Source organism: Pseudomonas sp. NyZ480 (genome assembly GCF_029537255.1).
Classification (GTDB): Bacteria; Pseudomonadota; Gammaproteobacteria; order Pseudomonadales; family Pseudomonadaceae; genus Aquipseudomonas; species Aquipseudomonas taiwanensis.
The window spans coordinates 1,481,687-1,493,021 of sequence record NZ_CP120626.1 but is presented as its reverse complement, the minus strand read 5'-3'; the positions used below and the strand labels follow the sequence as shown (position 1 = coordinate 1,493,021).

The following is an 11,335-nucleotide window of genomic DNA, read 5'->3' as shown; positions in this document are numbered from 1 at the left end:
CATCAGCAAGGTAAATTGAGCCATCCACCTGCCTAAAGGACCTGTCATGACCCACACCAATCGCCGCTTCCTGCTTGCCAAACGCCCGGTCGGTGCCGTGCGCCGCGACGACTTCACCTTCGAGGCGGTGCCTGCCGCCGAGCCGGGCGACGGCCAGGTTCTGGTGCGCAACCTCTACCTATCGCTGGACCCGGCCATGCGCGGCTGGATGAACGAAGGCAAGTCCTACATCCCGCCCGTTGGCCTGGGCGAGGTGATGCGGGCCTTGGGCGTGGGCGAAGTGATCAGCTCCCGCCACCCCGACTACAAGCCGGGCGACCACGTCAGCGGTGCCCTCGGCGTACAGGACTATTTCACCGGCGAGCCCCAGGGCCTGCACAAGATCGACCCACGCCTCGCCCCCCTGCCCCGTTACCTTTCTGCACTGGGCATGACCGGCATGACCGCCTACTTCGCCCTGCTCGACGTCGGTCAACCCAAGGCTGGGGAGACGGTGGTGATCTCTGGCGCTGCGGGCGCGGTGGGCAGCCTCGTCGGGCAGATCGCCAAGATCAAAGGTTGCCGTGTGGTCGGTATTGCCGGCGGTGCGCAGAAGTGCCAGTACCTGAAGGACGAACTGGGCTTTGATGGCGTGATCGACTACAAGGCCGAAGACGTGCTCGCCGGCCTCAAGCGTGAGTGCCCGAAAGGCGTGGACGTGTACTTCGACAACGTTGGCGGCGAGATCCTCGATGCCGTGCTGACCCGCATCAACTTCAAGGCACGCATCGTCATTTGTGGCGCCATCAGCCAGTACAACAACAAGGAAGCGGTCAAAGGGCCGGCCAATTACCTGGCGCTACTGGTGAACCGGGCGCGCATGGAAGGCTTCGTGGTGATGGACCATGCCAAGGAGTATGGCAAGGCCGCTCAGGAGATTGCCGGGTGGCTGGCCAGCGGGAAGGTGAAGAGCAAAGAGGATGTGGTGGAAGGGTTGGAGACGTTTCCGGAGACGTTGTTGAAGCTGTTCAGTGGGGAGAATTTTGGGAAGTTGGTGTTGAAGGTTTGATAGCTTCCCCTCTCCGATGACCCGGTGGGCGCAACGCTTGCATGAACGCTGCGCCCGTTGGCTTGGCTTGTCGGTTAGAAGCTGAGCCCGGAGAAGATGATGTCTTCAGCCTGCTCGACGGACACCTTTGGGATCACTGCATCCGGAATCCTGGAGGTTTGCGACAGGTTGTAGACGGAGAAGCGTTCGTCCACGACACGGTCAGCCATCAACTTCATCGATGGCAAGATGCGGCTTTCGAAGTAATCGTCCAGGCCACAAGGCGAAATAGCTCGTCCCGCCGTTTCGTAGAAACGTCCAGCGGCCTGCGTCAGATCAACGCCCACCAGGAACACCTGCGTGAACCCTACGTGGTAGGCAATCTGCAATGCGGCATAGGCAACGGTCCGGGCGTCGAAATAGCCAGCGGATAGGTCCTTGCTGAAGCCCAATGTCCGTGAGCGCGAACGCCAGAATTCACGGCTGCGTACCAGGTCCGGCTGTGGATTGAACGCCGATTCGTAAAGGGTCGAGCGGCTTGCCTTGGTTAGTGGGTAGATTTCAGCACTGGTCAAAGTCTGGGCCGCTTCAATCTCGTCCGGCCAAAGAGCGAGCCGGCGGCTCAGCGAAAGAGCACTGGCGTAAAGGTCAGGTTGCTGCAAAGGGAATCCGGTGTCCGTGCATACATAGAAGAACGGACGGATACCGCTACCCTCGAACATCGAGATCGCGCCGTTGAGCGTGATCATCGGAATGTCGGCAAAACGCTGGAGGGGAAAATCCTTGGCTGAGGAGCCAGAGGCGACAATAAACACCGGCCCTTTGGCGATACCACGGCATGTCGCGAAATCTCTTACAGGCCCCCAAAGAGATTGCCTCTTGACGCTGAGTACTTCCACCGTGCCTCCACTGAAATCGTGCGCGGCGGACTATACACAAAACGTTTACCAAGAACCATCCAAGATCAACCACGCACAGCCCCAGTCCACCATCAGACTATTCCGATATTGGAAGAAGAATCGTCTGCCGAGGATTGTAAAAGGTGGTGTTCGCCGGGATGTCCCGGGTCACCAGCGACATGGCGCCTATGACGACATTGTCGCCAATACTGATGCAGTCGGCGATGATGCAGCTGTTGGCACCGAGGCTGACGTTGTCGCCGATGGTTAGTGAGTATTGCTCCAGGCCGAGGGTCTTGATGCCGATCGTGCAGTTCTGACGGATGAAGAAATTGCGACCGATAGTCACGTAGCCAGTGATCACTACGCCGGGCAAATGGGCGATGCGTAGGCCGGGGCCGATTTGCGCGCCGATGTCAATGTCTACCCCGTACTTGAGGTTGAGCCTCTGCTGCATTCCCCGAGCGTAGCTCCTGGCCAGGCCGCCTCGGGCGTTTAGGTACTGAGCAAGCCGGTACTTGAAGAGAAAACGCAGCTTATTGTGCCGCCGTATGCGTCGGAGGATGTTGAACAACAGGCTGATTCGGCGTCCTGGCTTTTTCTTGTTGGAGACTTCCTGCCGCCAGCATTCGAGTAGGTTTTCGAGGTTCACACGCGGGTACCAATGGGATCGACCCGCCATGATGCCCAAATGGCGACGGAGATGCAGCAGGTTGCTGCACTCCGCGCCCACTCCTTTCAGCGGACGCCAAAGGAAACCTTCGTCTGGATTTGCATTCTCCTTAGTCAGCCCATACCCACAATGGCGACCGCTAAAGACAAGTAGCCTATTGAGCTACTACATCCTGCAATATGTTAATCATTGTTACAAAATCAATAGCCCAAGAAATTGGAATGAAAGTAGGAGAATTCACCAAAGAATGGTTGAAAATCAACAGGGGATTGGAGGAATCAGTAGGTTCCTAACTACAACAGCTACGGTCCTCGACCCTGCCCTTGCACTGGGTAGCTCCCGCTTAGCGGTAGCCGCTCCCCAGAGCCGGCCCAGGTGTACAAGCCTTTGGGCTTCGCGTACCCTTGCTGCGAAACCGCCATCCTTGGGCCTTCCAGTCGAGCGGTAAAAAAATGCCAACAAACTGCACACCATGAATGCAGTAAAGAGTCAAGGTTAGAGGCTTAACTATGCACGCCCCATGTCTCGATGCTACTGATACACCTCTGGTGACAGTCATCATCGCGTCTTACAACCACGCGCGCTACATTGAAGAAAGTATCAACAGCGTTTTAAACCAGACCTATAAAAACATTGAGCTGTTGATTATCGATGACGGTTCGAAAGATGAAAGCCCAACTCTCTTAAAGCGGTTGCAAGCGCAACATGGCTTCGACCTGCGACTCCAGGCCAACCAAGGCTTGGCGCGCACCCTGAATGACGCCATCGCACGTGCCAAAGGCTCGCTGATTGTCCCGTTCGGCTCTGACGACATCATGCTGCCCCACCGTATCGCCACCCAAGTGGCATACCTGCAAGGGAAACCTGAAGTCGGCATCTGCTCGGCGAATATCGAAACAATCGACCAGAATGGTCGAGTGATGGGCGCACGCGAGCAGCGCAACCGTAACCTGCCCTTCCGCCGTCTGGACTTCGATGACCTGTTCCTGGACCGTAAGCCAGGCCCCATGGCGGCAACTCTGATGCTACGCCGTGAAGCACTGGAAAAGGTGGGTGGCTTCCATGACAGCATTCGGTTGGAGGATGTGTACATCGAGTTGGCGATTACCCGTGCCGGCTACTACATCGATGTGCTGGGCGAGGTGCTGGCGCAATACCGCGACCACCCGAGCAATACCTTCAAGAACGGCCGCTTCATGGTCGACAATGTGTTGCAAACCTACGCGGTGTTCCAGGACCACCCACAGTATGAGCAGGTGTGCATGAACTTCCGTAACTCGATGGTGTTGAAGTACGCCAACCGAGACAAGGCGCTGAGCCGGGAAATCCTTTCGGAAATCCCGGTCAGGTACTGGAACCGGAAGACCTTGCGCGGCATGTGGCGACTGGTCTGTTCTTAAGCAGACCGACCGCGCTTCCAGTGGATCAGCGATTGGCCATAGACGAGCGCCATGGGGATCCAGATCAGGAACCAATGCTCCTTAGGGCGTGACATGAAAGCGCTGCCTTCTGTCAGGCCCGAGGCGAAGCCGAAGATCAGCCAAGTGGCTGCAATTGTAACGCCGGGGTGCTTGCGATAAAGCCAGCTGAAGTGCATCGCCAATCCGTAAAGCGTCATCCACAGCACTAGCCCTACGATGCCACCCGCGTACAACACACCCAATTCGATGTTGTGCGGGTCGGCCAAGGTTTTGGTCAAGCCGGGAATGATCACCGTCATCGGAGCGTCGAAACCATGGCCAAGCCAGGGATGCTCACCGATCTGACGCAGGGCTTCCATCCAAATAGCCGGACGGTATGACATACCACGCTGGATAACAGCCTCAGGGTAAGCCAGTACCACGCAGATGGCTGCGATTGCGACCGCCGCAATGGCCAGCAGACCACGTCGACGATCTCCTACTATCAGAAGCCAGCCTAAAGCGGCAGCCAAGCCAACCAATGGTGTACGCGAACCCGTTGCCAGCACTGCCAGCCCCAGCACTGCGAGAGAGAGCAATGGCAGCGGGCTGAACGGACTGCGCGCTTGGAACCAGGACGCCAACCAGTAGGCCGCGAATGCCCCAAATACGTGAGCGGTGAGCAGAGGATTGTAGAGCGCACCGTATCCATTCAACCGCCGACCGGCTAGCACTGGAGTGCTGTACAGGTAGTAAGCCAGCGACAAACCCGCTGCCATCGCAGCAAAGATCGCCGCGAACCGTGTGCACTGGTCCAGTTGCGTAGGGGAACGCAGGCTGATGATACCCGCAGCAAACAGCAGCATGGCAATGTACAGGGGCCGCTTGACCAGACTGCCTGTAGAGTTTTCGGTGTCTGACCAGGCAATGGTCAACAGTGTGTACGCACTGAACGCCAGGAAAGCCAGAAACAACGGGTTCATGACCATAGGCCTGAACAGATCCCGCTGCTTGACCAGCATCAGCAGCGTGGGAACCGCCAGAAAGATATAAAACAGTTTATGGAACGCAGCACGGTCCCAAGCCCAGAACATCCCTGTGAGGATGACCACCCACCCTACCGGCAAAACGTAGCTATTGATCAGGCTACCCAAGCGCTGAACTGGCGATTCAACTGCAACATCAACTGACATTTAGCGTTCTCTGACAAATAGGACATCGAAATCGTATGTCCTATACGATTTCGGTTTCTGAACTTCAGTGATTGCGTTTGGCTCAGCCGCGAATCTCTGCCACGACCGCAGCCAAGGCTTTGGCCGGGTCTGCTGCCTGGCTGATCGGGCGTCCAATCACGAGGTAGTCCGAGCCCGCATCCAGTGCCTGGCGCGGGGTCAGAATGCGACGCTGGTCGTCCTGGGCACTGCCCGCCGGGCGAATGCCCGGAGTGACCAGTTGCAACGAAGGATGTGCCGCCTTCAGCGCCGGAGCCTCAAGTGCCGAGCACACCAAACCGTCCATACCGGCCTTCTCTGCCAGAGCGGCCAGGCGCAGCACCTGCACTTGCGGGTCGACATCCAGACCGATGCCTGCCAAGTCTTCACGCTCCATGCTGGTGAGCACGGTCACGCCAATCAGCAGAGGCTGCGGCCCGCTGCGCTTGGCCAGCTCTTCACGGCAAGCCGACATCATGCGCAGGCCACCAGAGCAATGAACGTTGACCATCCACACACCCATCTCGGCTGCCGCCTTCACTGCCATGGCCGTGGTGTTGGGGATGTCATGGAACTTGAGGTCGAGGAACACTTCGAAACCCTTGGCGCAGAGGGTCTCGACGATGCCCGAGGCACTGCTGGTGAACAGTTCCTTGCCAACCTTTACCCGGCACAGGGCGGGGTCAAGCTGGTCAGCCAGCTTCAGGGCGGCCTCGCGGGTCGGGAAATCCAGGGCAACGATCAGGGGCGTCTGGCAGGCGGACATGGTCTGGGTCTCTTGGCAATTCGAAAACGGCGCGCATTGTAAACGATGTGGCACAGGCTTGGGTGGCCATGGGGCAGCAGAATTGGCCCAACGGGGGCCGGCTCCTATAATTGAACCAACGGAGACGGTAATCGCTCAAAATTTGTACAAGCGATTGCATTGATGATAACAGGAGAACAACAGATGCCCTGGTATGCCTGGCTGATACTCATCATAGCCCTCGGCTCGATTGTCGGTGGGCTGATGTTGCTGCGAGATACGGCGAAGAAGCTGCCTTTGACGGAGGAGCAGCTCAGGAAAGTGCATGAGCGCAACGCTGAAGCAGATGCCAAGGATGCGCAGGATAGGTGAAAGACGCGCGACCGGGGCTGCAAACGGCGCTTATCCGGAGGTTCTATCGCCGGCTTGCCGGTAATAGGGCTGCAAAACGGCCCTATTACCGGCAGAGCACGCCCTGAGAGAACAGCGCCAACAATCGTTCGGCGCTACCTCCAGGCTTACTCGACCATTAACTTGCCCCGGTTCCTCTCGAGCAACGCATTGCCAATCCCTTTGATTTCCAGCAACTCATCCACCGACGTGAAAGGCCCATTAGCCTCCCGATAGGCCACAATGGCGTCAGCCTTGGCCTTGCCGATACCATTGAGTGCTTTCTGCAAGGTGGCCGCATCGGCCTGGTTCAAGTCCAGCCGCCCGGCTGGCGCCTCCATCTGGCTTACCAGCGGCACAGGCTCTTTCATGGCACCGACTTCAGCCGGTGCAGCGCTCAACGAAAAGGACAGGCCGGCGAACAACGGCAGCAGCAGGTAATTGAGGACGGTATTGCGCATGAGTAGTCACTCCTTTGAGTTGATTGGGTGTGCAGCTGTTTCCATCGCTGCCCCTTCAACCTAGCGACTCACGCGCAATACCACCAGCTTGATTGCAGTGGGATTTGTGACTGGATTAGACGTCACAACTTGTTGCGGTACAACTTCCTACGCCTAGCTTACATGCTTCCTAAGGAGACCTGGAAACAGCCCTCATCGTTGTTACGGAATGATGTCTGCAGACTTAGTAAAGGATGGCGAAGACAGCTACCGGCCAACAAAGGCTGCATGGAGCTCTAAGCCCGCCTAGCTGCTCGGACCACCGCATTCCCGTACTTACGCATCAAAAGTTCCCCTTCAATCGCCCTCCTCACTCGAACAAATCAGCATCCTTCAAGGCCTTACCAATTTGATCCTTTGCAGACAGCGCAGGCACACCGTCTATCGGCCAATCAATAGCGATGAGCGGATCATTCCAAGCAATGCAGCGCTCACTCTGCACCGAGTAAAACCCTGTGGTCTTGTAAAGAAACTCCGCCGTCTCACTCAGTGTGATAAAGCCGTGTGCAAACCCTGGTGGAATCCATAATTGTTGGTTATTCTGAGCAGACAACACTGTTCCAACCCATTTACCAAACGTAGGTGAGCTACGGCGAATATCAACTGCCACGTCAAACACTTCGCCCTGAACTACCCGTACCAGTTTGCCTTGAGCATGGGGTGGCAGTTGGTAGTGCAACCCCCGCAGCACCCCCCTTACTGATTTAGAGTGGTTGTCCTGAACAAAGTCTGCTTGCAATCCTGTTGCTTCCAGGAAAACACGCGCATTGAAGCTCTCATAAAAAAAGCCACGCTCATCGCCGAATACTTTAGGAGTAAACAGCACAACTTCAGGAATGGCTAGTGCAATAGCCTGCATCAAAATACCTTCACTTCAATAAGTTCTTCAAGTATTGCCCATAGCCATTTTTGAGTAGTGGCTGCGCTAACCCCTCAAGCTGTTCAGCACTGATCCAACCAGCACGGAAGCAGATTTCTTCCGGACATGCGACTTTGAGCCCTTGGCGCCGCTCCATCGTGGCAATGTATTGGCTTGCGTCAAGCAGGCTGTCATGGGTGCCAGTATCTAACCAGGCGTAACCGCGCCCCATGATCTGTACGTGCAGCTGCTGCTGCTGAAGGTACAGATTGTTAAGATCGGTGATCTCCAACTCGCCCCGTGCCGACGGCTTCAATTGTCGCGCTAACTCGACCACCTGATTATCATAGAAGTAAAGGCCAGTAACCGCATAGCTGGATTTAGGTACCTTGGGCTTTTCCTCGATCGACAACACGCGCCCGCTCTTATCAAACTCCGCAACTCCATAACGCTCCGGGTCATGGACGTGATAAGCGAAAACAGACGCTCCGTCCTCTCGCTGGTGAGCATTCATTAGCAATGACTGAAAGTCATGTCCGTGGAAAATATTGTCACCCAGCACCAAAGCGGACGCGGCGTTACCAATAAAGTCTGCCCCGATCGTGAATGCCTGGGCCAAACCGTCCGGGCTCGCCTGCACGGCATACGAGAGATTGATTCCCCAACGACTACCATCACCCAGCAGCTGCTCAAAGCGCGGGGTGTCTTGCGGCGTCGAAATGATCAAGATGTCACGGATACCCGCCAGAAGCAGTGTACTGAGCGGATAATAGATCATCGGCTTGTCGTACACCGGCAGCAGCTGCTTCGACACCGATAGCGTGGCGGGGTGCAGGCGAGTTCCCGAGCCGCCCGCCAAAATGAGTCCTTTACGTGGCATAAGTATCCCTAGCGCTGGATTTCGTCCAGCATACGTTGCACACCTTGTTGCCAAAGCGGCATCTTTAGATTGAAGGTCTTTTCGATTTTAGCCAATGCCAGCCGAGAGTTCCGCGGGCGCGGCGCTGGTCCCGGGTAGTCTTCGGTACAGATTGCCCCTACCTTTTCAGCTGCAACCTTCAAGGCAACACCATTACGGAGGGCATGCGCCAATACAAATTGAGCATATTCGTGCCAGCTAGTTTCACCAGCAGCAGCAAGGTGATAGATGCCAGCTAAGTGCCTCGCATCCTGCGCGCTGAAAATCCCACGCAAAACATGAGCAGTAACATCCGCGATCAAGTCTGCGCCGGTGGGAGCACCATACTGGTCTGCTACTACATTGAGCGCATCGCGCTCGGCCGCTAGGCGTAGTATAGACTTGGCAAAATTATGGCCGCGGGCAGCATACACCCAGCTGGTACGCAGCACCACGGCAGCAGCACCGCTGGCCTGAATGGCCCGCTCGCCATCGAGTTTAGTACGGCCATACACAGACAACGGACTGGTTGGGGCGTCCTCATGCCATTGCGCCTGACCACTACCATCGAACACGTAGTCTGTGGAGTAATGGATCAGCCACGCGCCCAGCCTCTCCGCCTCACGCGCCAGAACGCCTGGCGCTTCGGCATTGACTCGAGCAGCCATTGCTGGCTCGCTCTCAGCCTTGTCCACGGCGGTGTAGGCTGCAGCGTTGACGATAACATCCGGGGCTAGCGAGCGCACTGTTACTGCCAGATGATCGACGTTACTCAGATCCCCACACAAATTTCCGGAGCCTCGGCGATCGAGTGCAATTACCTCCCCCAATGGCGCTAGCGCACGCTGCAACTCCCAACCTACTTGTCCGTTCTTCCCCAACAGCAAGATTTTCAAACTTTTTTATCTCCATATTGCTGCGCAACCCAGTCACGATAGGTACCGTCCACTACGCCACTGACCCATTCCTGATTAGCCAAATACCAAGTAACTGTCTTGCGAATGCCGGTTTCAAAAGTTTCGACAGGCCTCCAGCCAAGCTCACGCTCCAGCTTGCGAGCATCGATTGCATAACGGCGGTCGTGGCCTGGGCGGTCGGTGACGAAGCTGATCTGGCTAGCATAAGGTTGCCCGTCAGCCCGCGGGCGAAGTTCATCGAGCAGCGCACAGACGCGATGGACGATGTCCAGGTTGGGCATCTCGTTCCAGCCGCCGACGTTGTACACCTCACCCACCTGCCCGGCTTCCAACACACAGCGGATGGCGCTGCAGTGGTCTTTGACGTAGAGCCAGTCACGAATCTGCTGCCCATCGCCATACACCGGTAGCGGCTTGCCAGCCAAGGCATTGACGATCATCAGCGGGATCAGCTTCTCGGGGAAATGCAGCGGCCCGTAGTTGTTCGAACAGTTGGTGGTAAGCACCGGCAGGCCATAGGTGTGGTAATAGGAACGCACCAAGTGGTCACTGGCCGCCTTGCTGGCCGAGTACGGGCTGTTTGGCTGGTATTGATGGGTCTCCGTGAACGCAGGCTCACCGGCTTTCAGCGAGCCATAAACCTCATCGGTGGAAACATGCAGGAAGCGGAACGCCGACCGCTGCACCTGATCCAGGCCTTGCCAGTAGCCCCGCACTGCTTCCAGTAACTGGAAGGTACCCACCACATTGGTTTCAACGAATGCCTGGGGCCCGTGAATGGAGCGGTCGACGTGCGACTCGGCGGCGAAATTAAGCACCGCGCGCGGGCGGTGCTCGAGGCATAGCCTTTCTACCAACGGCCTATCGCCGATATCACCATGCACAAACACATGCTGCGGATTACCTTCTAGGCTAACCAAGCTCTGCATGTTACCGGCATAGGTTAGCTTGTCCAGGTTGACGATGGTTTCGCCTGACTGGCTTACCCAGTCCAGAACAAAATTCGCACCGATGAACCCGGCGCCGCCGGTTACTAGAATTGTCATTAGGTTGAACGCTTCCGTGTCTGAAGGTTGAGAGATACCTGAGCAATTCTAAACGCGAACGCTGCAAGTGTGTTGCAGTAAGATTCCGTTTACGCATTGACGGCTGTTCCACTGCTTCCCACCGGAAAAATACGAATTCCTGTCAGGAAAATCATTCTAGCTCACGGGGATTGTCCACGCCTCCGTTTGCCCATTCGGTCCCCTTGCGGCCTTGCTTGCCTGCGTACCGGCCTGATGCACAGTCTGCACAGTTTGGAGACCCGATGCTTACCTTAGTACGGCTCCTAGCATTGATCTGCTAGAAAAGTTTCATGACCAGCATCAACCAAGCTGGCACTGTTCGCCCGAAACCTAAGCTTGCAACTGGACGGCTTCCCTCCCTGCGCAACTGTCCGCGTCACTATCTGAAACCGCGCTTCACGCCATGAGTCGGTATGATCCAAAGCATAAATCTCATGTCAAAACAACTTGTTGCCAAGGTGCATTTCCGTGCGGGCACGTGCGAGCAGTAAGTACCAACCGACCAAGGGCAATATTATCCATCTCGAAGAAGGAGATTCTCCTTTCCGTTGATTCTGCTTCGAACCGAAAACTAAGCAATTGTAGGATCCTTAGCCCGTAGGAGGAGGATGCATATTGGAAGGATGTGTCCTTGGCTCAGCCCGAACAACCCTGCGAGTCCGAGCTAAGCCGAGTTCCAAGCGTCGAAAGGTTTGAATCGAAGTAAGCGCTCCATGAACCCTACATTCAAAGCTGCTTTTCAATGCTCT

The 11,335-nt window shown here is 56.3% G+C and carries 12 protein-coding genes; 3 read left to right on the top strand and 9 right to left on the bottom strand.

What is annotated here, in order from left to right:
* The first annotated feature begins 46 nt into the window (after window positions 1-46).
* Window positions 47-1,048 carry an NADP-dependent oxidoreductase gene (locus P3R38_RS06725; RefSeq protein WP_023379307.1) on the top strand — a complete coding sequence of 334 codons (1,002 nt, stop codon included), beginning with the start codon at window positions 47-49 and terminating at the stop codon, window positions 1,046-1,048.
* A gap of 74 nt (window positions 1,049-1,122) precedes the next feature.
* Here P3R38_RS06725 and P3R38_RS06720 read toward each other — a convergent pair whose 3' ends face one another.
* Window positions 1,123-1,926, bottom strand: a complete 804-nt coding sequence (locus P3R38_RS06720) for a lipopolysaccharide biosynthesis protein (protein ID WP_277686935.1) — start codon at window positions 1,924-1,926, stop codon at window positions 1,123-1,125.
* Window positions 1,927-2,023: 97 nt separating this feature from the next.
* Window positions 2,024-2,578 (bottom strand): serine acetyltransferase, encoded by a 555-nt coding sequence (locus P3R38_RS06715; RefSeq protein ID WP_027907240.1) that lies wholly within the window; start codon window positions 2,576-2,578, stop codon window positions 2,024-2,026.
* 530 nt (window positions 2,579-3,108) lie between these two features.
* Here P3R38_RS06715 and P3R38_RS06710 point away from each other — a divergent pair.
* The gene (locus tag P3R38_RS06710) at window positions 3,109-3,999 is read left to right on the top strand and encodes a glycosyltransferase (RefSeq protein ID WP_277686934.1); all 891 of its coding nucleotides are present in this window, start codon (window positions 3,109-3,111) and stop codon (window positions 3,997-3,999) included.
* On the opposite strand, the gene P3R38_RS06705 is transcribed toward P3R38_RS06710, so the two are convergent.
* Together P3R38_RS06705 and pyrF are read right to left on the bottom strand one after the other, a co-directional pair.
* Complete coding sequence (locus tag P3R38_RS06705; protein ID WP_104882835.1) at window positions 3,996-5,192, bottom strand: O-antigen ligase family protein; 1,197 nt, start codon at window positions 5,190-5,192, stop codon at window positions 3,996-3,998. The two genes, P3R38_RS06710 and P3R38_RS06705, sit on opposite strands and share 4 nt — an antisense overlap.
* Window positions 5,193-5,274: 82 nt before the next feature.
* Window positions 5,275-5,976: an orotidine-5'-phosphate decarboxylase gene (pyrF, locus tag P3R38_RS06700; protein ID WP_023379299.1), complete on the bottom strand. Its 702-nt coding sequence runs from the start codon at window positions 5,974-5,976 to the stop codon at window positions 5,275-5,277.
* A 183-nt stretch (window positions 5,977-6,159) separates the two neighbouring features.
* On the opposite strand from pyrF, the gene P3R38_RS06695 reads away from it, so the two are divergent.
* A complete protein-coding gene (locus P3R38_RS06695) occupies window positions 6,160-6,327 on the top strand; it encodes a DUF2897 family protein (RefSeq protein WP_010952850.1) in 168 nt (55 codons plus the stop codon).
* A gap of 146 nt (window positions 6,328-6,473) precedes the next feature.
* Here P3R38_RS06695 and P3R38_RS06690 read toward each other — a convergent pair whose 3' ends face one another.
* The 5 genes from P3R38_RS06690 to rfbB form a co-directional block, all read right to left on the bottom strand.
* Window positions 6,474-6,806 carry a helix-hairpin-helix domain-containing protein gene (locus P3R38_RS06690; RefSeq protein ID WP_277686933.1) on the bottom strand — a complete coding sequence of 111 codons (333 nt, stop codon included), beginning with the start codon at window positions 6,804-6,806 and terminating at the stop codon, window positions 6,474-6,476.
* A 349-nt stretch (window positions 6,807-7,155) separates the two neighbouring features.
* A complete protein-coding gene (gene rfbC, locus P3R38_RS06685) occupies window positions 7,156-7,704 on the bottom strand; it encodes a dTDP-4-dehydrorhamnose 3,5-epimerase (protein ID WP_023379297.1) in 549 nt (182 codons plus the stop codon).
* Window positions 7,705-7,714: 10 nt separating this feature from the next.
* Entirely contained in the window at window positions 7,715-8,584 is an 870-nt protein-coding gene (rfbA, locus tag P3R38_RS06680; protein ID WP_023379296.1) for a glucose-1-phosphate thymidylyltransferase RfbA, read from the bottom strand.
* A gap of 8 nt (window positions 8,585-8,592) precedes the next feature.
* Complete coding sequence (gene rfbD / locus P3R38_RS06675) at window positions 8,593-9,498, bottom strand: dTDP-4-dehydrorhamnose reductase (protein ID WP_023379295.1); 906 nt, start codon at window positions 9,496-9,498, stop codon at window positions 8,593-8,595.
* Entirely contained in the window at window positions 9,495-10,565 is a 1,071-nt protein-coding gene (gene rfbB / locus P3R38_RS06670) for a dTDP-glucose 4,6-dehydratase (protein WP_023379294.1), read from the bottom strand. The genes rfbD and rfbB overlap by 4 nt, the downstream gene beginning before the upstream one ends.
* Window positions 10,566-11,335: the final 770 nt, after the last annotated feature.